We start from the raw sequence: 21,865 nt of genomic DNA, 5'->3' as shown, positions 1-21,865 counted from the left end.
AGTAGAAAGGGACACCTAACCACTTACCCCTTCCACTTCCGAAACCCACGACGCTGCGCAAAACGCGCGCAAGACGAACAAACTTTGATCTTCTTATCATTCGGCAAATAATATCCTTGATAAACAGACGTCCGTTTCTTACAATATTCACACTTCGGCTTAAAGAAATCAAACAACATACTCTTCCCTCCTGACCGCTCATGAACATAGTTCCCAACCAAACGATTCTTAATTACACTGATTATACCACCCCTCCAACCAAAACAGTGAATATTTCACAAATCCATTCGACAGAAAAAGCGCCCCTCCAGTGAGGAACGCTATGTATCACTCTATTTACTCATCCGATATCTCATAATTCCCACGCTTATGATTCTTTCGGATCAAATACGTCTTGTAACTCTTCCTCACGCCGAGCGCCATTTGTGTGAACCTAGCCGTCAATCCATTCTTTAACATGCATGACCGCTGGTATCTATTCTGGAATACCGAATAACTGCAGTTCACAGTGAACACATTGCCATCGCGGAATATGACTTTTGTATGTTCTTTATCGAACGGCAAGAACGTGAGGATATGTGACAATGAAAACCACACACATTCATTACTTGAAGGCGATTTACTAGGAAATAAATAGATATCCAATCGCTCATTGACCATCACGGGCGTCATGTGGATACTCCCCATCAACGCCTTGCCACCGTCGATCCCGCCGCGCAAACTTGTCCCGTAAAACAGCATACTCAAGTCCACTACCTCGGTTGGACTATGTTCCACTTGTACAAAATCACCGTCTTTCAATAACACCGCACATAACTTTCCTTCATCATCATAATACGGATATACCATACTCGTCCCCGGTGAAATTACTGACTTCGTTTCCTCATTCATGCCCCATTATCCCCCTTTTTTTATAGAAACACCTTTCGGTTAGTGGAATAAAGGGGTATACTAACGGTATGTTGGTATACACCAGCTACCAAATCCTCGAGTCTGTCTGCCATGACATAAAGCACTCGGGGATTTTCTCTATCCACTAGGTAACGCATTAATTTCTCACCTCCCTTCAGTTGACGCACAAAAAACAGGCCAATAAACAAAGCTTTAGTTATCGACCTGCATTCATTTATTTTTACATATAGTAAGCGTTTACATAGTGGATTACATACAAAGTACCTGTCTTAAGAACTAGTATATAGTACTATAATGTTTCCGTCTACCTCCATTTCCATTATTCTGATTTTATTGTTGAATCACCGTATAATTTGACATATTCTGTATTTTGTAATGAGTTGTGTAGAAGCATTGCGTTTAGCATTTGATGTGAATTAAAATACATATCAAGACATTATGTGGTTTTAGAAAGCACTTAGGAGGAAGTCATCATGGTAAAAGATAAAGTATTGCTCATCACTGGCGCAGCTCAAGGAATCGGATTCGAAATATCGAAAGCATTCGCAGAAGCTGGCGCCATCGTCGTGTTGACGGATTTGAATGAGGAAAAAGTAAAAGAAGCAGCTGTCACTTTAGGTGGCAGCGCAATCGGCTTGAAATGTGATGTCACGATAGAACAAGATATTCAACAAGCAATCGATGAAACAATTTCCCACTTCGGCAGAATCGACATCCTCATTAACAATGCAGGTTTGCAGCACGTCGCAAAGCTCGAAGACTTCCCTACCGCACGTTTCGAACTGCTAGTAAAAGTGATGCTCACTGCGCCATTTATCGCGACTAAGCTTGTATTGCCGCATATGAAGAAACAGCAATTCGGCCGGATCTTAAATATGGCGTCTATTAACGGACTTGTTGGATTCGCGGGCAAAGCTGCTTACAACTCGTCGAAGCACGGCGTCATTGGGTTAACGAAAGTCGCTGCACTCGAAACAGCAGCTGACGGCATAACCGTTAATGCGATTTGTCCTGGCTATGTTGATACACCACTTGTGCGCAATCAGTTTGAAGACTTAGCGGAAGTTCGCGGTGTCCCTCTCGAGTCTGTACTGGAAGAAATTATATATCCTTTAGTTCCCCAGAAACGTTTGTTGGATGTAAAGGAAGTGGCGGATCTTGCGCTATATCTTTCAAGTGATAGCGCGAAAGGAATTACCGGCCAAGCCATTGTGCTCGACGGTGGGTATACGGTGCAATAAGGTCAAAATAAATAGGTCATGAATGAATACTAGCCAATAGCAATCAAAAAAAGTTCTCAACCGACAACTCGTCGCGTTGAGAACTTTTTACATTACAAAACACTAAGCTCTGAATCTTTCCTATCACTAATAAACATACAACCTGGAGAATGCGTGATCATAATAGACGGCTTACTCTGCATCGCTACCGCTTGCGGCGTCACGCCACACGCCCAGAACACGGGAATTTCGTCTTCATGGATCGTCACCGCATCTCCAAAGTCTGGTGTAGAAATATCATTGATTCCAATTAAACTAGGGTCCCCGAGATGAATCGGTGCCCCATGAACATCGGGAAAACGCGTCGTAATTTGAATTGCTCGAATCGCGTCCTGTGCCTTCATCGGACGCATACTGACGACGGTCGGCCCTTCAAAAATACCGGACGTTGTGCATGCAATATTCGTTTTATACATCGGGACATTGCGCTTTTCCTCGATATGACGAATAGGAATTCCACCAGCAAGTAACGGCGCCTCAAACGTGAAACTGCAGCCGATTAAAAAGCCGACCATATCGTCTTCCCAGTAATCCGTAATATCATTCACTTCTTCGGCCAACACACCATCTCTATAAATACGGTAACTCGGTAGTTCACTGCGAATGTCTGCACCTTCTGCCAGCTTAGCCGGACGGTATGAACCCGGCTCTGTGACATCTAATAACGGACAAGACTTCGGATTGCGCTGGCAAAACAGCAAGAAATCAAGCGCATGCTCCTGTTTTAAGATGACCAAATTCGCCTGCGTAAAGCCTGTCGCCATTCCAGACGTCTGCCCCGTAATAACTTGCTCTCGAATGAACTTCCGAACTTCTTGCGCTTTCATAGAACGATACGCTTCCATCTATACAACCTCCTACCGGTCACTTAAAAAGTAATGGAATCTGTTCGATCAACGTGATAACACTTAACACGCCCATGACGACCACAACAATCGCGCCGCCAATCGTCAACCAAAGTGGATGCTTGTATTCACCGACAATATTCTTCTTATACGCCGCAATGAGCAACGTACCTAGCGCTAGTGGCAGAATCAATGCGTTCAGCGCCCCTACTAATAAAAGAATCGTAACCGGCTTTCCAACGAATGCGAACGTTGCTGTCGATACAACGATGAATAAAATAATAATCCAGTTGTGATATTTTTCGATGAATGGGTGGAATGATCGGATAAATGAAACCGATGTATACGCTGCACCGACAACGGACGTAATAGCCGCTACCCACATGATGACACCGAATAATCTCAACCCAAGTTCTCCTGCTCCAAGCTGGAAGACAGATGCTGGTGGATTGTCTGGATCAATCTGCAAACCTTGTGAAACGATTCCGAGTACTGCTAGGAATAATGCCACTCGGATGATGCCCGTCACAACAATACCTGTGACGGAACTTCTCGTGACTAATGGAACGGAATCAATGCCTTTAATTCCTGCATCTAATAAACGGTGTCCACCTGCGAACGTAATGTACCCACCGACTGTACCTCCGACCAACGTAACGATCGCGAAGAAGCTGATTTCAGAAGGATTAAACGTTCTGACGATTGCCTCTCCAACTGGCGGAGACGTTTTGAAAGCGACGAATACGACCAAAATAATCATGATCACACCCGCAACGGCAACGACCTTGTCCATTACCTTGCCTGCTTCTTTTACCATGAAAATCAAAATGGCAAAGACTGCACTGATGACCGCACCCATGATTGGATCGATTCCAACCATTGCGTTAAGCCCTAAACCAGCACCCGCCACGTTTCCAATATTAAACGCAAGACCCCCTGCGACAATGAGGAAGGCGAGGACAAAACCTAGACCCGGGAGAACTTTATTGGCAATTTCCTGTCCACGTAGGCCAGAAACCGCGATAACTCTCCAAATATTCATTTGAGCAAAGACATCTAGAATTAATGAAATTAAAATAACGAAACCAAAACTTGCTGCGAGTTGCTCAGTAAATACCGTGGTCTGTGTTAAGAACCCTGGTCCAACAGACGAAGTCGCCATCAGGAAGGCAGCGCCAAGTAAGACGCCACGAGTTACCTTTTTCTGTTCCTGCTCATGAGTCAATCCTAACTTCTCATTTTTCATAAAGAATCCTCCCGATCTGCAATAGCCGTCACAGTAATTTCTTCACCGTTCAGCCGGTCTGTAATGTATTTTGCGAACTCGACTGCATGCTCTCCATCTCCATGAATACAGATCGTATCTGCGCGTAGAGCGACATCCGTCCCTTGTTGAGAACGTACTTTTCCTTCTTTGACCATCATAATCACTTGTTCAGCAGACTGTTCTTGATCGGTAATCATCGCATCATCTTGCGAACGAGAAGTAAGCATGCCGTTTGATTGATACGTACGATCGGCAAATACTTCATGCGCTGTCACGAGTCCAATTGCTTCCCCCGCTTTCGACAATTCACTATCGGCAAGAGCGAATAGCACAAGTGACGGGGAAACATCATAGACCGCTTTTGCGATCGCTTCTGCGATTCCTTGATCTCTTGACGCCATCTGATACAACGCGCCATGCGGCTTCACATGCTGCATCGGTTCTTGATGTACAGCGAGGAATGCTTGCAGTGCCCCGATTTGATAGACGACCATGTCATACGCCTCTTGAGGAGTAATGTTCATATCTCTACGTCCGAATCCAACTAAATCAGGCAACCCTGGATGTGCTCCGATTCGTACCCCGTTATCGATCGCAAGTTGTACCGTCTCGCGCATCACGGAAGGATCTCCTGCGTGAAATCCGCACGCTATATTAGCAGAGGTTACATATTTCAAAATCTCTTTTTGTTCCCCTAATGTATACCGACCAAAGCTTTCTCCTAAATCACTATTCAAATCTACTTTTACCATGTCAATAACCCCCATTGTTTTTTTACAACGACCCGCCCATCATAAAACGGGTGAACCGCCCAAGTTGTCAACAAGAAGTAAGCGTTTGCATATCGCTTAGTTCCGAAATTCGAAACCAAGGTTTTGAACTTGAAACTTAGTCTATCATAAAAATCTTTTGTTGAATAGACCATTGTCGAAATATGGTGAGTATTTTTATTAACTGAATAATAAGCTTGTATTTTCTCTTTAGAAATCTATAATAGAACTACGATTCGTTTTTCAGAATAACGGTTTCGAATTTCGGAATTTGAAGGAGATGTTACGATGAGTGATCAGAAATCTCTCGATATAAAAGTACTTGGCGATTCTGCCATCATTATAAAACTAGGGGAAGGCATCCATCCTTCCATCCACCAGCAAGTGAAAAATCTATCTTACCTATTGGATGAATACCCATTTGACGGATTCATCGAGTCGGTTCCTGCTTATAATAGCTTGGCTGTATACTACTCTCCGTATCTGGTCTATCAATCAAAGAACGGATTTCAGATTGACGGCACACCTATTGAAAAAGTGACCGATTATATTAATACTTTAGCTGCCCAAATATCCGAACTTCCTGTTACGGAAGGAAGGTTAGTAGAAATTCCTGTTCTCTATGGTGGAGAATTCGGTCCCGATCTGCAGATTGTGGCGGAGACCCATGGCATGTCTATTGAAGAAGTCATTGAGATTCATACGACACCTGAATATCTCGTCTACATGATCGGCTTCGCACCAGGATTTCCGTTTCTAGGCGGCCTCGATGAACGAATTGCGACACCAAGAAAGTTAACACCACGGACATCGATTCCTCCTGGCTCTGTCGGAATCGCAGGCAAACAAACCGGTGTCTATCCACTCGAAACACCGGGCGGGTGGCAAATTATCGGACGCACACCAACGGACCTATTCGTTCCGGATATGTCTCCTCCGTCTTTATTGCAGTCGGGAGATAAAATTAAGTTTTGTCCGATGACACAAGAACAGTATGATGAGCAAAAGAAGGTGACGATATGTCAGTAAACGTATTGAATGCCGGACTCTTAACTACCATTCAAGATATCGGTCGGACCGGTTCACAAAAGTTCGGTGTTCTTGTAAGCGGTGCCATGGATAGCTATTCCATGCGCATTGCGAACTTACTTGTTGGCAATGATGAGCGGGAAGGCGTTCTGGAAATCACGCTATTTGGAACGAAGCTGCAGTTTGAGGAAGATACATTGATCGCGATTACGGGTGGAGATCTGCAAACGACGGTTGACGGGATACCGGTGGCGAATTGGCGACCTCTTATCGTCAAAAAAGGCTCGATTCTTAAATTCGGCTTTGCGATTGAAGGATGCCGAGCGTATTTGGCTATTGCCGGTGGGATCGACATTCCTGTTGTCATGGAAAGTAAAAGTACGTATATGGTGGCGGGAATTGGCGGTTTTAAAGGAAGAGCACTGCAACAAAACGATCAGCTTTCAATCGGTCAGTTAACGGTATCAAACGAGAAAGTATTTGCGTTAATCGAACAAGATGGCACACCTGACTGGGCTGTACCGCATCATCCGTTAATCAGTCTGGCGTCGACACAAACTATACGGATTATTGAAGGCACTGAATATAAGCACTTTGATGATGCGAGTAAACAACTACTTGTACGCGAACCGTATGTCGTGACACCACAATCGAACCGGATGGGCTTACGACTCGAAGGCCAGGCACTTGCATTAACGGAAAAACTTGAACTGCTATCAGAAGGTGTGACGTTCGGAACGATTCAAATCCCCCCTAACGGCAAGCCGATTATTTTAATGGCGGACAGACAAACGGCTGGCGGCTATCCGAAAATCGGACAAGTCATTACCGCCGACTTAGGTAGCCTGTCGCATGTGAAACCGAATGCGAAACTCTATTTCAAGCTCATCACACATGCTGAAGCTGAGCGTGAACTCATCGCTAAAGAAGAACTGATCAATCAAATCAAAATTGGTATTCAGCATACACTTCAGTATTGAAGCATAATAAAAAACCTTGCGTTTCAGTATCACTCTACTGAATTACAAGGTTTCATTCATCCTGTATACCCAAGCTGCCTGGAAATCTCCAAGGCGGCTTCTTTCACTTTTGGAACGAGTATTTTTAAATTCTCTTCTTGATAATTCGCTTCAATACCTGCAATACTAATCCCTGCAATCACATCACCATTAAAATCAAAGATCGGTGCCGCAACAGCAGAAGTGAAATTCTCAAGTTCCGAATTACTAAGCGTATAGCCATTCCGTCGCGTCTCCTGAATAGAAGCGAGCAACAACTCCCGATCCGTAAATGTACCGTTACCAAACCGCTGTAATTCCGTCTTATCCAAATACTCGGCGATATAGCTATCCGAAAGATGGGACAAAATGATCCGCGAACAAGCCCCTGCATACAACGGACTACTCCTGCCAATCGCGGTATACAAACGAACCTTCTGGAACGTATCGATCTTCTCCACATAAATCGCCTGATCCCCTTGCCGGACAATCAAATTAATCGCTTCCTTCACGTCTTGGTGAAGCTCTTCCATAATCGGATAAGCAATCTTGCGAATATCCAACCGTTTCGATACAAGACTACCGTATTTCAATAGCAATAACCCAAGACGATACTGTGAATCCGCACCCTTCTCGAGAAACTTCATTTCTTCGAGTGAAGATAGCATGCGGTAGACTGAGGATTTCGGGATGCCCGACAGGTCGATGATTTCTTGGAATGTAAGGGCTGGGTGATCGACGAATAGATTGAGTATGTCCAGAGAGCGGACGACTGTTTTGTTGTTTGTGCTCATGTGGGCTCCTTTCTGCTTGATAGTCTGGATCAATTCTTATATTTTCAATGAAAACTCGATATGGTTGATTATAACATTGAAGTAGTTGGAAGCACATACCATTTAGTTATCATGAAGTGAAATGAACGCTTTCCAATCACTTGAGCGGCCACGTCTTCCTAACCGCCCGCGCCACATGACAACCACTTAATGCAGAAGAAAGCGTCCCTGGTCCCGGAAACGACTGCTCCCCTACAATATATAATTGCGGCAAAGAAGAACGCACACTTTTCGGCTTCCAAATCGCATTCCTCACCGTCAAAGGAAAACCACCTACTTCTGATTTACCGATATACTTTTTGTATGTCTCAGGAGAACCCGCTTCTGAATACAGTACATAGTCTTCAACAGGAAGGACTTTTTGAATTTCAGCAAACATCGCTTTTGATACCATTTCCTTTTTATCTTGATACTCTTCTTTTGACAACGGTCCCCATAGCTCCGCATCTGTATGGATCGAACAGGTCATCATAATCTCGTCTTCCATGCGTTCATTCCGACGATCATAAGCAGGCTGAAACGTCACATAGACCGGGCCGTGACCGTCTGAATGAAGTACGGTCCGCTCTTTATCTGGCACGATTTGAATCGCAAAAGGTAACGGTCTGCCGTCCAATTCTTGCTGCCAGAATGTATCCGAAAGAAGCGCATCGATTCGGAAAGCGCCCCATGCAAACTCCTTTGATTCGGAATGACTCGTACGCGGCCCGAAAGAAACACCTGCATTGTTGACCACCACGTCATAGGCTTCCGTCTCCTTTCTACTAGTCACATGCCACTTTTTCTCTTTATATATCAACTCTGTAACTGGAGAAGCTATAATCACTTCACCGCCAAGCTCTACAATTCTCTCCGCCAGAAGTTCACTCAACTGGCTCATTCCTTTTTCCACATAGAAGCTACCTCTTCTATAAATGGTCAGCGCAAGGCTCGATGGCAATAAAGCCGCTTGCGTACAGTCGGTTTGTGCCGCATCAAGCAACTGCACATCTATAAACTGTCGCAGCGGTTCATACGTATCGAGTTTATATGTACGAAGTAAATCTTCCACTGTCTGCGTGGCATAGCGAGCTAGACGCAACATACTTCCTGGGTGCGTAACCGCATGGCCAGGTAACTTCCCTAGATCATATGGGCGCTGGATCGGCAACGACACCCCCGTAGCCGTCACTCCATATACCGCTTCACTGATTTGCTCTAATTTGGTCCAAAAGGCGATGACGTCACGCTGTCTTTCAGGAAAAACACGTGCCAGCTCTTCTTCCCAAGCCTTTTTATCGCGATACAATGAAATCTGTCGGTCTTCCATCACCACATCCATCGGGTGATCGAGCAGAACAAATGGAACTTTCAAGTCGAGTTCAGTAAACAGCGTGTCTAGTAATCCCTGCTCTTCCAATCCGAAGGCAATCGTCGCACCTGCAGGAAATATACGTTTATTTCGCACGTAAGAACCTGCTGATCCACCCACTCTCGTCGCTTTTTCAAGAACCGTCACCTCATAGCCTTCTTTGACTAACAGAGCACCAGCCATTAAGCCGCCAATACCAGCACCGATGACACATATGGTTTTACTCATGGTGATCACCTTCTCTCTATAACTTGAAAATTCTACTAGATTTATTTACTTCATTATTTTGTCAATGGTACGGATGATTATATCATACTCCTCACGAACCTAAGTCTCATTGACTTTCATTTACTTCCTGTCGTCACTAGTAGACAATTCCCCTATAGTCTATTTCCCCATGTTATACTAGTACTTATTGTAAAAAAAGGAGTTCTTTTATATGCCATACGATGTACTATTATTCGATCTAGACGATACATTATTCGATTTTGAAGAGACAGAAAAACATGCACTCGGCGATACATTCCACACGTTCGGACTACCAAACGGCTTAGAAGCTTACCGCGATACATACCGCGCAATCAGCTCCGTCATCTGGGATGATCTCGAACAAGGACGCATCACAATTGAAGAATTAAAAGTAGAACGCTTCCGTCGGTTATTCGCACATCACGAACTACAACTAGACGCAGCACACTTCGGAGAGCTATACATCGAAAACCTAGGCCATGAATCACATTTGATCGACGGCGTAGAAGAGATGATGTCAAAGCTAACTGATTACCGTTTGGCGATCTTAACGAACGGCTTCACAATCGCTCAACACGCGCGCATAGCCGGCTCGCCTTTACGCAATACATTCGAAGCTATCATTGCTTCCGAAGAAACAGGATACAAGAAGCCACAGCCCGAGATTTTTGACTATACTTTCCAGAAACTAGGCATCACAGATCCCTCTCGTGTATTGATGATTGGTGACTCTCTGACTTCCGACATACAAGGCGGAATCAATGCTGGCATCGACACTTGCTGGTTCAATCCAGATCGTCGCGAAAACCATACAGGAATTCAGCCGAGATATGAAATTCATTCATGGGCAGAATTCAGCGTTGGCCGTACGACAGTAAAGAACAACTAATCCAAAACCAGTAACCCCTCCAATACATTTCGTTGGAGGGGTTACGCATATATCTATTTAGCTACTAATGAAATGCCCCAAAGACTTCTGCAGAAACCCCATTACCTTTTCTCGCTTGCCGCCTCAATAAATTTCTTAAACAACTTCAACGACAAACGATCTTCTCGCTTCACCATCGCTTCAGGATGCCACTGAACACCTACCATAAAACGATGCGCAGTACTTTCCAACGCTTCAATGACACCATCCTTCGCAACCGCCGTTATGACAAGTGGTGCGTGTACTTCCTTCACCGCCTGATGATGCAGTGAATTCACGCGGACTTCCGAAGTACCTGCCCACTCCGCCAACTTACTATCCCCTACAATATCAATGGAATGAAACGCAAAGTCTAAATCTGTCAGCTGATAATGCTGCAATAAATCCTCTGATAACTGTGCATACATATCCTGATAAATTGTTCCACCAAACGCCACATTGATCAACTGATACCCTCGGCAAATCCCAAACACCGGCTTATCCTGATCCGCCATCGTTTTAATTAATGCAAGCTCTGACTCATCACGTTCAGGCAACACTTTCCCAAGCAGCCGATGCGGTTCTTCACCATACAAATACGGATCCACATCTTCCCCACCGATTAGCAATACACCATCCAATCGATCGCAAACTTCTTCAATCGCTTCCAGTCCTACCGGCAAAATAACCGGTACGCCACCCGCTTGTCGAACCGCTCGTATGTATCTAGTCTGAACTAGCGTATCCCCATTCTGATCTATATCTGACGTAACACCGATTAATGGTTTCATGTAGTGCACTCTCCCTTTTACATTCCTACAAGTAATGATATATTCTATACCCGAATTGGTGGAAGTTACTCAAGGGTGATTGCATTACTAAACAAGTAACTAGAAAACCCAGATTTCAATTCACGCATCGAATGGAAAATCTAGGCTGGATGTAGTATTGTTCTGCATATTTTTAGCGTATCAAACTTTCAATTCCCATACACACGATAATACTGTTCTAACCCCTCAATCAGGCGCTCCGTCCGCTTCGCTGTATACTGTTCAAACGAAGGATCTTCTATTTCTTTAACGAGCGACCATAACGACCAAAGGAAGTCTGACTTCAACTTTTGTAGATCAAGCGACTGTTTCGATGATGCGGGCAAACCGTAATAACCGAGTAACTCTTGCTCCTGTTGCTCATTTAACTCACGTTCCAAAATAAACGCCGCCAAATCCCATTCTGGCAAATAATTCGCACTGTACTCCCAGTCGATCAACAACAGCTGCTTTGCATCATTCTGAATAAAATTAGCCGTCACCGAATCCATATGACACGGCACATACTCCTGCCGTTCCCCTTGCATCAACTTCCGCAGCCGCTCCTCCAACAACACATACAGCGAAGGGGTTTCCGTTAACGCAACTTTATACTTCTCCACCTCGCCCCAATAATCAAAACGATTCGGAAATTCCCGTTTCGACGAGTGAAGCGTTGCCAACACACCCGCAATCTTCTCCAAATACTCTTCCGTCACAATCAAATCCCGTGTTAAATTAGCCGTCGCATCATAATAGGGAGTCATTTTAATACCTTCATCGGTAAACACCACATTGCCAACCGTCACCCCAATTTCAGCCGCAATTCGCTGGTTTTCTTTTTCATGGTGGCGGTTAATAATATCCTCAAACTCATGCGCCGGAAAACGTAAGACGTATTTTTGTCCTTTGTGCGCGACAAGGAAGTTTAAGTTGGTGAGACCGCCTAGTCTTTTGATGTATGTTAGATCTTCGATTAGAAACACTTTTCACACCTCTGTTTTTCATACTATAGTATGTACCGTTCTTCTAGTAGATTTCCGATTTCAACATACTTATTAAGTATTCGGAAAATTAATCGAAAAATATGTTGATTGCAATTAATCATTTTACCGAATATATCTTTTCTTATCACTATATATCAAGCATCCACTTACGAATAAGACACACCTATTACGTTATTATCTTTCAAGGATTCATTTTAATCAATAGTAATACTAGATTCACGATAGTCCCATTGGAAATTGGATTGGTAAAATCTATTCACATAGTCTTGCAGTATCATAGCACTCTGTGTGGATTCGCTTTGCATGTCCTCTCTCACTTGTCATATAGAGCTTTTTTCCGAAAAGGATACACACTGTAATAATTATTTTTGAAATCGATATGATTTCTAATTTTGTCACTCACGTATTGTATAGAGAAATGTGCGACGTCGAGATTCATCTCGACACTATTCTTATTTCTTAAGATTCTTTAAGTTCTTTGGTTATTGGCCTGGCGGGTTTAGGCAAGTGCACTTGCTCAAAGTCGTCAGGTACACCTGTCGACTTTAGGCAGACCACCTGTAACTATTGGGCAGTGTTTTTTTTGTTTGCCTTTGCATCATACAACTCCAAAACAATGCACAGTAAACTACATTATTGACACATAATTCTTGACGATCTCATAACCTCCAACCACCCTCTAATTGGATGGCCTTCGAAAATGTTTTATGTGATATGATTATAATGTAAAGAACAAAGGAATTTATTTTTTAAAAGGAGGACTTCATCAACTTGGGCCTTATCGTAGCCATGATTCTCGTTATTATTGTTTTAGTTGTTGGACTGATTTTGACCCTATCCATCGCGAATACCAGTACTAATTCCAACAGTAAAAATTACAGTGGTAAAAAAAGCTTTTCCAATTTAATGTGGATTTATGTTTTGTCATTACCCGTGATTATTATATTGACTATTATCGCTATATTTATATTTTACTAACACTGGGAGACGGTTTGGGACTCTGGAAGAAGCGTATGTTTTTTTCGAGTCTCAGTAACCGTCTGATTTTTGCGCACCTGCGCATTACACAAATCGTGAACGATTCTGAATAGCGTCGAAGTTGTGTAATGCACAGGTGCTTAATATCTAGTTTTGAAACAATTATATTTAGTGTAATAATCACGTTGATTTTTCGCAGGTACCCTACACTATAAAATCTCCCGAACTATTTCTCTTCTCTCAGATTCTTAACATATTTATTCCATTCATCTTCACCTAATTTTTTTCCAGCTAGTTGAGGAGATTGTACGAAACCTTTTGTTGAGTCTGCAATTTCCATTCCTAAATAACTATCAATTAAATTAATTCTATGGTAATTAAAAGCGTGGGTACATCTCCTGATTTTTATTGACGTATTATCTTCTTTATATAATGAATATGGAAAAACTTTCTCAATTAACTTTTCATGTATTTGTATATCTTTTTCTTCTGCATTCTTATTCCAAAGAATTAATAGAAACTGGCCCGCGCCAATTCTCATAACATATGAACTGTGTTTTATGGAGATATTTAGCACTGCCGCATTCTTCACTACTTCAACTTTTCGACCTATTCCATCGCTATAACGCAACATTCCTTGCGCTAACAATTGTGTTCCATTTAATACTTCTAGTTGTTTATTGTCGAAGAAAAAAGCTGGTAAAGGAGAAGTATTTACAGCTATTCCACCAAAAACAGAAAATGAATACTTTGACTCATTTTCTTCTCCCAATATATATTGCCTGTTTTCTCTGAACCAATCTGAGTTTAATTTAAAGCTTCTATCGGAATTATAACAGGTTTTCATTAAAAATCTTGATAGTAAATTATAATCATACATAACATCAATTTGTTGTTCCGGGCCATATTCCTTGTAAAAATAACGTTTAACCATTTCAAGTACATACTGATCCAATTCAGACAATTTTTCATTATTACACACTGCACAAACATCCTTTATCATTGGATGTGCTTCAAATACACTTACCATATCATCCTGCCTGTACGTATAATTACATTCAGGAAACAACTCGATTAGCGACTTTGAGATAATATGCTCCTTTGTCGGTAGTGCCTCTTTTCTACAATATGAACAAATCATTAATATTCCCCTATCTAAATGGACTTTCCTTCTTCTTTTAATCTCGTAATAATCACTAAACTATCCTTTTTATAATATAATTAAATTGGTTCCTGTGTAGAAAAAAGCTAAGTTTATATATATAAGCTTTAAATTCATTTAAATTACCTATTTCTCTATTTCTCTATTTCTAAAAGCATGAATTGCATTTCTCCTCTGGAGCATAATAATTTCAGAGTGCCTTCGCACCAAACCTTCATAATAGTTTGAACTGTCACGTTTATCACGACATTCAAGTTAATTTTCACATAGTTATCTTCTACTCAATTTCTCCTACTTTATAATTTCCTGACCTCTATTCCCCATCTTGTAATCTGCTTTGATACCGACAATTGTCTTCATATCGTTATAGTTCCCGATATATGAGCTTATCTTTTTATTTGCGCCTCCTGTACTTTAAATGGAATAAACGACTGGTATGTACTATGAGTATCTGGTACATCTCGAAAATCTTGTCTGCAGTCCGGGAACGAGTTTCAAAATCAATGACTACAATGTTTTTTCAGGATATTACCCACATCGTTTAGTTCGTGTACAGTGCTACAGGTGTTGAATGAATGACCCAAGTTTTTCGGATTGTCTTTTAGGATTTCGATGTATTTAATAATAAGAGGAACCTTCTAATTCTTAGTGCGTTCAATTTTAAGGTCTGCTGTTGTGATATAATTATCCATAAAACTTTAGGAGTGATTTAATTATGGCCAATAATTTAACTACAGATGGTCTTCTTCTAGCATTCACTTTATATGAAGAAGAAGAAATAAATAACCTTCAACTGGTATACAATTTAACTTCTGAATATCATACAATACAATTCGATTGTTACTGTATTTCTTGCGAAAGGAATTCAACATTCAAAAAAGAGACTAAACTTCCTCCTCCTATATCAACTCGGAATAGAACGTCACTACCGCCTATGGGAAATACAGAGACTCCAGAAAAACGAATGCATCGAGTCATTCAAGGGAATCACGCATTGCATTTCCAATGCCAAAGAAATAATAAACACTTATACTCTTTTTATTTTAAAATCTTTGATAGTAAGATAATGAAAATTGGTCAGTACCCTTCCATTGCTGACTTACAAATTCATAAGATTCAAAAGTACCGCTCTCTCCTCAAAGATGATTATAAAGATTTTTCAAAAGCAATTGGCTTATATTCTCATGGTATTGGTGCAGGTTCTTACGTTTATTTAAGAAGAATTTTTGAAAACTTGATAAACAATCAGAAAGTAATCGCCTTAAAAGAAAACTCTTCACTGAAGTCAGAAGTATTTTCACAAAAAAGAATGGACGAAAAAATACTGTATATTAAGAATTTCCTTCCTGAAATACTTGTTAAGAATAGAACAATATATGGGATACTTAGTAAGGGCATTCATGAGCTCTCTGAAGAAGATTGTTTATCTATGTTCCCAAGTCTAGAGTTAGGAATTGAAATTATTTTGGACTGGAAACTTGCTGAAAAAGAAAAGCAAGAAAAAGAAAAGCGTTTGTCTAAATTTGTGTCAGAGACAGCAAATAAGTTTAAATAATATTTAAAGTTGCACCTGTTATATTAACTGGCACTTTTCTTGATCTGTCTATCGTGATTGGTCTTATTTTTAGCATAGTATGCGTTCTATCTATGCCCCCAAAAGAAGCCTATGATTTCACCAAGGCCAACAAAGCTGCTCTAGAGATATTGCAATAACCAGCTTCAACATCTTGGAGAGGGTGTTTTCCAATCTTAATATCATGCACCTACGCATCAAATAAGCAACTAAGGTGCTATTCAGAGTAGTATACGAATAGCAAAATGCATAGGCATTCGCTCTCTGGTTTTAGTATTACTTTTATAACGCGCACCTTTGCATCACACATTTTTAAATTTTTTCGAATAGTCACCGAATTATTTGATGCACAGTTGAACTCGATCATTTGAAATCAATCTAATGAACTTCATTGGAGTCGTCCGCTTACTTCGCGTCTGAAAATTCATCGCTTCCTGTATCTATGACAGCAGATCGATAAAATAACCTGAAAGAATTCAGTTGGCACTTGGCGAAGACACATGCCTAGCTATGGGAAGTTGATCGAATCCAAGTTTGTAGATTCCCACAGCTCTTAGGAATATACACTATCACTGACGGTGCGTAAACTTTCCGTTTCATGACGTTGTGCGTATAAAAGTAAGTTTATATACGAAGCAATAAGCAGCTTCTTTGTATAGCGGTCGATACAATAGATTTTTATCTGTTCCACAAACAATTCATTGGAGATCAGTACTGACCATTTCTTGAAAGTTGTTTTTCATGTAATCTAATCCATGAGATTGTCATTTGTTTTGGATTTGGATGTATTACTGCCTCCAACTCATTATTTTAATTAGACACTAGTAACTTGGAGCTCAATTTTATTTATTCCAAAAAGGTGACGATAGTATGCAAATCCCTATAATTATCGGAATAGAATAAGCAAATATAAAGTTCCATTTTTCATTTTTGTAATAGTATTCTACTATCTTGTCATCCTCTTTATTAAGTAAGTTCTTTGCTTTTTTGGATTGTAGATAATCAATATGCTCATGATTTTCAACTATAGCAAGTGTTCGCTCATATTCTTTATAAAGATTAGATACTTTATCTTAGCGCACCTGTGTACTACACAAATCTAACACTATTTAGAATTGTTTATAACTTTCGTATTGTACAGGTGCTCAATATCAATTCAGTAGTATAATTAAGTTAGTCAAAAGCCAATAATTTTGAAATTGTAACAATTACTATTATTGTCGCATTCCGTTCACCTTTAGAATTTTATAAAATATAAGCCATGGTTAAGAATTAAGCATCCAAATAGTTCTGCAAAGACTCAATCACCACCTTATGCTCCTCTACCTGCTCCTCCAACTCCCACGTTTCTTCCCCACTAAGTCGATATTTCGATGCATACTCCGCAATGTCTTTCATTTTATACAAATGTTTTTCTATCTCTTCCAAAATCCGATCCTGCTGTTTAACTTGCTCCAGTTGTTGTTTCAACTCACCTAGTTCTTCCAAGTTGTCCTTCATATACTGTCACTCCTTTGCATCTGTATGCGAGATCTATGATCAGATTATAAGTAGCTATTTGCACTCGGTAATTATATAATAAGAACACACATTCTCGTCTTATAGGAGGGATCACTATGACGATTGGAAAATTGATATACTCTACGAATTCACAATCTTACGGCTTTTTACTGGAAGATGGTAAAGCTGCAAAGGAGCAATACACTGCCAATTGTAAGAACAGCAACCCGAAGATAAATTCACTGCCTTCTTCTAATGAAAAATTAAACAGTCTGCTCTGCGCATTGCTGCTTGGCAGTGGACGTATTATGTCGTCTGCAACTAACCACAAATACTTCCGATTCACTTTCCATACAAAACACAGTGAATGGGCTCATTCCTGCTATCAGCAGTTACAATCGTATATACCAGACTTTCTTATAAAGAAGGAACAAACTACGAATACACGGAGTAAATTCGGCGTTACAGAGCGCGTGGTGATTGACTCTGCTCCATGTGCTACTGCTGAAGCATTATATTGCGATTGGTATCGGAACGGCTCTAAGAGCATGCCTCTAGAGTTTGTTGAACAGTATATGACCGCTCAGACACTCGCGTGGTGGTACCAGGAATGCGGTCACTTGAAAGTGAAAGAAAACGGCACGCTGGAGAAACTGATTCTCTCCACCGAGCAATGGACCGTGGACGAGCTTCGGTTACTTCAATACGTAGTAAATATCAAATTCAATTTCCTGTTTGCGATAGACGGTCAACGAAGACTTATTTTGTATGACCAACTGCAAATCAAATATTTTCTAGATATGGTCGCACCTTGGATCCATCCTGTATTCTCCTATAAAATTAAGAATGTAGAAGTTCGCAAACCCGTTGCGAAGCGGACAACTATACGGCTTCCCAATCAGATATCTATTCCCTCTCCTACTGAAGAAATCAATCAAATGATTCAGCAATACGCTTCCTCTATTAAAGTAACAACAGAGAACTTTCAAAGATTTAACTACGCCAGACAAGAGAACAATGAATCCAAACGCTATCAAGTGAGCCTAACTGAAGAAAATCGAGACATTCTTTGTTCTGTCCAAGCCTCAACAGGTTTAACTTTGGGTGAGATTGTGCAAGAGTGTTTTCATAAACAGAACTGCCTTTCTCCGCGATCGCTGAATACGTTGGATGATCTTTCTACTACACAGCAAAATATTATGCTTGGTTCTATTATTGGAGATGGCATGCTTACGCATATGCATACAAAATTTAAAGGGATCAGAAGTAGTTACAGTGAACACTTTTCTATCATGCAGAAGGATTATCGAGCTTGGAAAGTTATGGAACTCGAGCCATATCTTTCTTTTACACCAAAAGGCAATATCATTAGTTCACGAGTTGATAATCTGTGGAGCGAGTTAGAAGCTGATTTTTATAGTGGTACTGAAAAAGGTAAATCCAGAGTTAAACTACTACCGAAAAACAGACTTTTCAAATTGAACGATTTGCACAGTATAGCAACTGTCTATATGGATGATGGGTCACTAATGCTTACAACCCGTGTGAATGACAATAATAAAAAGATATATATCACTCCTCACATAGCTCTGTACCTACAAAACTTCACATATAAAGAATTAAAATGCTTCATAGTACAAATTAAAATTTTAACTCTAGCTGAATTTACACTTACGAAACGACCTGATGGAAATGGCTATTATTTGCGCACAAACCGTACTGCCGATACGTTATTGTTTCTTCAAGACATTCAACCTGTTACAATCACATGCCCTGCAATGAGCTATAAAACTAACTGGCCATATCGTTTCTATATGGAAACTCAAAAATGGCTGCGCAATTATCGTGAATATGAACTCATTACTAGCTCTAGAGAGAGAATGCGACCTTATACACCAAAAGAGATAGCAACGTTAATAGAAATGAAACAAAAAGGTTGCACCATTCAACACATTGCCGATCAGCTCGGACGTAGTTATTGGTCGATAGTTTACAAAACCAAAGATCTACAGGATCAAAATCTTATGTAAGCAAAAGAGACTTCTAAAAAGAAGTCTCTTTTGATTCAAAGGTCCTATTAACGTAGTAGTTGTAGAACGCCCTGAGGCTGTTGATTTGCTTGCAAGTAGTCCTATTGTCTCTAATAGGCTCAGACTATATCTCCATCCTTGTACCTGAATACTTAGGATGCTGGGCACTTCGAACGTCGATTGACGCCCTACGGATTTCATCGTCATAGCAGTTTGCCTTAGACGGTATATCCTAGTCGTTGAACCTTCTCCAGAGTTTCCTCACAGGAGCTTGGCTGCTGATTGTCCAATTCCACTTTTTTTCAACCGTTCACGTTTGCCGTTTCCAGCTGCGTTGTCGGAAAGTGGACTTCAGGAGGTTCCAGCAATTCACCCAGTAATGCGTCCTATCCGTTACCGAATAGGCGTCCCTGAATCACTTACCGTAAGAGTTGTAGAACTCCGTTCGGCATTTGATTCGATTGAGAAAGCATTGCTTGTGCTGCTTGAGTTAAGATGTTGTTCTTCGTAAAGTCCATCATCTCTTTCGCCATATCAACATCTCTGATACGTGATTCAGCAGCTGTTAAGTTTTCGGAAGATGTTCCGAGGTTGTTGATTGTGTGTTCTAGACGGTTTTGGTTTGCGCCAAGTTTAGAACGTTCAGCTGAAACAGTATCAATTGCATTTTGAATTTGAGTTACAGCGTTGGCTGCATTTTTAGCATTTGATACATCCAACGCTTTTTCGTTAGAAGCTGAATCAGTTCCGTTATTCACACCGTCTGTAGCTGTGAATCCTGCACCTGAACCAGTTAAACCAAGTGCCGCTGATCTCATATCGCTAATATCAACAGACATCGATTGGTTTTGATTCGCACCAATTTGTAATGATAATGAAGCATCATTTCCTGAAACAGTTGGAGCTGTTGCCGATTCTTTTGTAGCTAATTGTGTTAATTGAATTTTACCTTCATCAGTTACACTTGCAGTATACTTTGCATTTAGCGTTGTATCATCATTAATAGCTTTTGCCAAAGAAGCAGCATCTTTCCAACCCTTGGTACCTAGACTATCATGTTTTAATTCCGTGCCATCAATTTTAATGTTAGAACTACCAACGTTAAGTTCGTAAGTACCTGCAACCGCTGTTATTTCTTCAGTTACTGCATCTTTCCCCCCTGCAACAGTTGCTCCTGTTGTAGCTGTTGTTGAAGTACCAGTAACTTGTACCCCTGGAAGATCTTTGGCACCAAGAGCATCATTAATTGCAGTTTGTAGGTCATCTTTATTTACTTGTCCCGCAACTGAAAAATCACCATTAATAGTAATTTTATTATCAGCGACACTTACTGTCAAAGGAGTTGAAGCAGCACTAGTTCCAATTTCTATTTCATATCCGTTTAATTTCGAACCTGCTCCTGCGAAATCAATGTCAAAACCACCAACTGAAACTTGTGTTGCAGCTGTTTCTGGCGCTATTGTTGCACCAGTTACTCCAGCTTTAGTAGTTGTACTGCCCTCAGTACCTTTAGAACCATTCAACAATTTTTGAGTATTAAATTCAGTAGTGTTACCAATACGGTTAACTTCTGAAGTTAAAGAATTAAGTTCTTTTTGAATTTCATCACGATCACCAGTTGTATTTGTATCGTTACCTGCTTGAACTGCTAGTTCACGCATTCTCTGTAAAATATCATGCGTTTCATTTAAAGAACCCTCAGCTGTCTGAATCAAAGAAATACCATCCTGAGAGTTTTTAGCTGCCATATCTAAACCACGAATCTGACCTCTCATTTTCTCTGATATTGCTAATCCAGCTGCATCGTCTCCAGCTTTATTGATCTTAAGACCAGAAGACAATTTCTCAATGTTGTTAGCTGCTGCTGCGTTGTTTGAACCTAGTTGACGGTGCGTGTTCATTGCTGCCATGTTGTGATTGATAATCATTATAATTTCCTCCTTGAGTGTTTGTTGGGTACACGTCCTTGTGTCCCTTATTTGCTTTACGGTGTTGAGTACCGGCCGGACGCTCTCTGCCGCTTACACTACTAATATCGGATGAGTGACTAGAGTGTTTAGTAGTTTAAAGAAAATCTTTTCTATTAATTTAAAATGTGAAGAAAAGATGGCGCTAGCTTGCACTCTTGTTGTCCTATTAATGTTTACTTTTTATCTTTTAGTTTTGAGTACCAATCAATATCCAGTGTTAGTGATTCAGTATTGGTTTCTTTAATGGATTGAATCAGTTCACCACGTACAATGTCTACTGACTTAGGAGCCTCTATACCTACCCGTACCGTATCGCCTTTCACTTCGAGAATCTTCACTTCTATATTATCTGCGATTTTAATCGTATCGCCCGCTTTGCGTGAAAGTACTAACAT

General features: G+C 40.8%; 18 protein-coding genes and 1 pseudogene. 6 read left to right on the top strand and 13 right to left on the bottom strand.

Going from position 1 to position 21,865, the window contains the following annotated elements; translation table 11 throughout:
- Window positions 1-336: 336 nt before the first annotated feature.
- Window positions 337-891, bottom strand: a complete 555-nt coding sequence (locus CSV72_RS14660; protein WP_099678970.1) for a competence protein ComK — start codon at window positions 889-891, stop codon at window positions 337-339.
- A gap of 494 nt (window positions 892-1,385) precedes the next feature.
- Here CSV72_RS14660 and CSV72_RS14655 point away from each other — a divergent pair, with 494 nt between their 5' ends.
- Window positions 1,386-2,153, top strand: a complete 768-nt coding sequence (locus CSV72_RS14655; RefSeq protein ID WP_099678969.1) for a 3-hydroxybutyrate dehydrogenase — start codon at window positions 1,386-1,388, stop codon at window positions 2,151-2,153.
- 92 nt (window positions 2,154-2,245) lie between these two features.
- On the opposite strand, the gene CSV72_RS14650 is transcribed toward CSV72_RS14655, so the two are convergent.
- The 3 genes from CSV72_RS14650 to CSV72_RS14640 are packed head-to-tail and all read right to left on the bottom strand — an operon-like array spanning window position 2,246 to window position 5,056.
- On the bottom strand, window positions 2,246-3,037 hold the full coding sequence (locus CSV72_RS14650) for a putative hydro-lyase (protein ID WP_099678968.1): 792 nt from the start codon (window positions 3,035-3,037) through the stop codon (window positions 2,246-2,248).
- Between the two features lie 19 nt (window positions 3,038-3,056).
- The gene (locus tag CSV72_RS14645) at window positions 3,057-4,283 is read right to left on the bottom strand and encodes an NRAMP family divalent metal transporter (protein WP_099678967.1); all 1,227 of its coding nucleotides are present in this window, start codon (window positions 4,281-4,283) and stop codon (window positions 3,057-3,059) included.
- Window positions 4,280-5,056 carry a LamB/YcsF family protein gene (locus CSV72_RS14640; protein ID WP_099678966.1) on the bottom strand — a complete coding sequence of 259 codons (777 nt, stop codon included), beginning with the start codon at window positions 5,054-5,056 and terminating at the stop codon, window positions 4,280-4,282. The genes CSV72_RS14645 and CSV72_RS14640 overlap by 4 nt, the downstream gene beginning before the upstream one ends.
- A gap of 306 nt (window positions 5,057-5,362) precedes the next feature.
- Between CSV72_RS14640 and pxpB the strand changes: the two genes are divergently transcribed.
- On the top strand, window positions 5,363-6,103 hold the full coding sequence (pxpB, locus tag CSV72_RS14635; protein ID WP_099678965.1) for a 5-oxoprolinase subunit PxpB: 741 nt from the start codon (window positions 5,363-5,365) through the stop codon (window positions 6,101-6,103).
- On the top strand, window positions 6,094-7,083 hold the full coding sequence (locus tag CSV72_RS14630) for a 5-oxoprolinase subunit C family protein (protein WP_099678964.1): 990 nt from the start codon (window positions 6,094-6,096) through the stop codon (window positions 7,081-7,083). Before pxpB ends, CSV72_RS14630 begins: the two co-directional genes overlap by 10 nt.
- A gap of 56 nt (window positions 7,084-7,139) precedes the next feature.
- Here the strand turns inward: CSV72_RS14630 and CSV72_RS14625 are convergent, their stop codons facing one another.
- Together CSV72_RS14625 and CSV72_RS14620 are read right to left on the bottom strand one after the other, a co-directional pair.
- A complete protein-coding gene (locus tag CSV72_RS14625) occupies window positions 7,140-7,895 on the bottom strand; it encodes an IclR family transcriptional regulator (protein ID WP_099678963.1) in 756 nt (251 codons plus the stop codon).
- A gap of 136 nt (window positions 7,896-8,031) precedes the next feature.
- Complete coding sequence (locus CSV72_RS14620) at window positions 8,032-9,513, bottom strand: phytoene desaturase family protein (RefSeq protein WP_099678962.1); 1,482 nt, start codon at window positions 9,511-9,513, stop codon at window positions 8,032-8,034.
- A 211-nt stretch (window positions 9,514-9,724) separates the two neighbouring features.
- Here CSV72_RS14620 and CSV72_RS14615 point away from each other — a divergent pair, with 211 nt between their 5' ends.
- Complete coding sequence (locus CSV72_RS14615; RefSeq protein ID WP_099678961.1) at window positions 9,725-10,423, top strand: YjjG family noncanonical pyrimidine nucleotidase; 699 nt, start codon at window positions 9,725-9,727, stop codon at window positions 10,421-10,423.
- 101 nt (window positions 10,424-10,524) lie between these two features.
- Here CSV72_RS14615 and CSV72_RS14610 read toward each other — a convergent pair whose 3' ends face one another.
- The 3 genes from CSV72_RS14610 to CSV72_RS14595 form a co-directional block, all read right to left on the bottom strand.
- Window positions 10,525-11,232: a gamma-glutamyl-gamma-aminobutyrate hydrolase family protein gene (locus tag CSV72_RS14610; RefSeq protein ID WP_099678960.1), complete on the bottom strand. Its 708-nt coding sequence runs from the start codon at window positions 11,230-11,232 to the stop codon at window positions 10,525-10,527.
- A gap of 188 nt (window positions 11,233-11,420) precedes the next feature.
- Window positions 11,421-12,236, bottom strand: coding sequence for a choline kinase family protein (locus tag CSV72_RS14605; RefSeq protein WP_099678959.1), 816 nt, complete (start codon window positions 12,234-12,236; stop codon window positions 11,421-11,423).
- A gap of 1,225 nt (window positions 12,237-13,461) precedes the next feature.
- On the bottom strand, window positions 13,462-14,265 hold the full coding sequence (locus CSV72_RS14595; protein ID WP_143561181.1) for a hypothetical protein: 804 nt from the start codon (window positions 14,263-14,265) through the stop codon (window positions 13,462-13,464).
- Between the two features lie 847 nt (window positions 14,266-15,112).
- On the opposite strand from CSV72_RS14595, the gene CSV72_RS14590 reads away from it, so the two are divergent.
- Window positions 15,113-15,952, top strand: a complete 840-nt coding sequence (locus tag CSV72_RS14590) for a hypothetical protein (protein WP_099678956.1) — start codon at window positions 15,113-15,115, stop codon at window positions 15,950-15,952.
- Window positions 15,953-16,523: 571 nt separating this feature from the next.
- Here CSV72_RS14590 and CSV72_RS17285 read toward each other — a convergent pair.
- A pseudogene (locus CSV72_RS17285) lies at window positions 16,524-16,697 on the bottom strand (IS4 family transposase); the annotation flags it as partial.
- A 545-nt stretch (window positions 16,698-17,242) separates the two neighbouring features.
- Entirely contained in the window at window positions 17,243-17,470 is a 228-nt protein-coding gene (locus tag CSV72_RS14585; protein WP_099678955.1) for a hypothetical protein, read from the bottom strand.
- A 116-nt stretch (window positions 17,471-17,586) separates the two neighbouring features.
- Here CSV72_RS14585 and CSV72_RS14580 point away from each other — a divergent pair, with 116 nt between their 5' ends.
- Window positions 17,587-19,500: a hypothetical protein gene (locus CSV72_RS14580; protein ID WP_099678954.1), complete on the top strand. Its 1,914-nt coding sequence runs from the start codon at window positions 17,587-17,589 to the stop codon at window positions 19,498-19,500.
- 419 nt (window positions 19,501-19,919) lie between these two features.
- Here CSV72_RS14580 and CSV72_RS14575 read toward each other — a convergent pair whose 3' ends face one another.
- Complete coding sequence (locus tag CSV72_RS14575; RefSeq protein ID WP_099678953.1) at window positions 19,920-21,428, bottom strand: flagellin N-terminal helical domain-containing protein; 1,509 nt, start codon at window positions 21,426-21,428, stop codon at window positions 19,920-19,922.
- 215 nt (window positions 21,429-21,643) lie between these two features.
- Window positions 21,644-21,865, bottom strand: coding sequence for a carbon storage regulator CsrA (gene csrA / locus CSV72_RS14570; RefSeq protein ID WP_099625779.1), 222 nt, complete (start codon window positions 21,863-21,865; stop codon window positions 21,644-21,646).

This window comes from Sporosarcina sp. P20a (assembly GCF_002743175.1).
In the GTDB taxonomy this organism is placed as follows: domain Bacteria; phylum Bacillota; class Bacilli; order Bacillales_A; family Planococcaceae; genus Sporosarcina.
The sequence above is the reverse complement of the archived record's forward strand: the minus strand, read 5'-3'. Positions and strand labels throughout refer to the sequence as shown.

Bases quoted from the DNA above. Each gene is read 5' to 3' on its own strand.
- CSV72_RS14660 (WP_099678970.1), bottom strand. From the start codon at position 891: ATGAATGAGGAAACGAAGTCAGTAATTTCACCGGGGACGAGTATGGTA.
- CSV72_RS14655 (WP_099678969.1), top strand. From the start codon at position 1,386: ATGGTAAAAGATAAAGTATTGCTCATCACTGGCGCAGCTCAAGGAATC.
- CSV72_RS14650 (WP_099678968.1), bottom strand. From the start codon at position 3,037: ATGGAAGCGTATCGTTCTATGAAAGCGCAAGAAGTTCGGAAGTTCATT.
- CSV72_RS14645 (WP_099678967.1), bottom strand. From the start codon at position 4,283: ATGAAAAATGAGAAGTTAGGATTGACTCATGAGCAGGAACAGAAAAAG.
- CSV72_RS14640 (WP_099678966.1), bottom strand. From the start codon at position 5,056: ATGGTAAAAGTAGATTTGAATAGTGATTTAGGAGAAAGCTTTGGTCGG.
- pxpB (WP_099678965.1), top strand. From the start codon at position 5,363: ATGAGTGATCAGAAATCTCTCGATATAAAAGTACTTGGCGATTCTGCC.
- CSV72_RS14630 (WP_099678964.1), top strand. From the start codon at position 6,094: ATGTCAGTAAACGTATTGAATGCCGGACTCTTAACTACCATTCAAGAT.
- CSV72_RS14625 (WP_099678963.1), bottom strand. From the start codon at position 7,895: ATGAGCACAAACAACAAAACAGTCGTCCGCTCTCTGGACATACTCAAT.
- CSV72_RS14620 (WP_099678962.1), bottom strand. From the start codon at position 9,513: ATGAGTAAAACCATATGTGTCATCGGTGCTGGTATTGGCGGCTTAATG.
- CSV72_RS14615 (WP_099678961.1), top strand. From the start codon at position 9,725: ATGCCATACGATGTACTATTATTCGATCTAGACGATACATTATTCGAT.
- CSV72_RS14610 (WP_099678960.1), bottom strand. From the start codon at position 11,232: ATGAAACCATTAATCGGTGTTACGTCAGATATAGATCAGAATGGGGAT.
- CSV72_RS14595 (WP_143561181.1), bottom strand. From the start codon at position 14,265: ATGGTAAGTGTATTTGAAGCACATCCAATGATAAAGGATGTTTGTGCA.
- CSV72_RS14590 (WP_099678956.1), top strand. From the start codon at position 15,113: ATGGCCAATAATTTAACTACAGATGGTCTTCTTCTAGCATTCACTTTA.
- CSV72_RS14585 (WP_099678955.1), bottom strand. From the start codon at position 17,470: ATGAAGGACAACTTGGAAGAACTAGGTGAGTTGAAACAACAACTGGAG.
- CSV72_RS14580 (WP_099678954.1), top strand. From the start codon at position 17,587: ATGACGATTGGAAAATTGATATACTCTACGAATTCACAATCTTACGGC.
- CSV72_RS14575 (WP_099678953.1), bottom strand. From the start codon at position 21,428: ATGATTATCAATCACAACATGGCAGCAATGAACACGCACCGTCAACTA.
- csrA (WP_099625779.1), bottom strand. From the start codon at position 21,865: ATGTTAGTACTTTCACGCAAAGCGGGCGATACGATTAAAATCGCAGAT.